Consider the following 243-nt stretch of genomic DNA (forward strand, 5'->3'; position numbering starts at 1 on the left):
TAGCCCAAAACGACGCTCAAGAAACCAGCACCACGCTCACCAACATTCAACAAAAAATAGAACGCTTAAAACAAAACAAAATCAAATATGAACTGCTAGAAGAGCAACTCAAAACCAGTGGCGAACCGCAAGTGAGCACTACTGATTGTGATGCTAGAGCACTTTTGGTTCAAGGGCAAGTAGTAGAAGTGTCTTATAATATTCAAGCTGCGGTAGACGATAAACACAACCTAGTTGTAGCCA

At 41.6% G+C, this 243-nt stretch carries 1 pseudogene; it reads left to right on the forward strand.

Annotated features, from left to right (window positions below):
- Positions 1 to 243, forward strand: a pseudogene (locus tag G6042_RS00230) (IS1182 family transposase); the annotation flags it as partial.

The organism is Flavobacterium solisilvae (assembly GCF_012911605.1).
GTDB classification, from domain to species: Bacteria; Bacteroidota; Bacteroidia; order Flavobacteriales; family Flavobacteriaceae; genus Flavobacterium; species Flavobacterium solisilvae.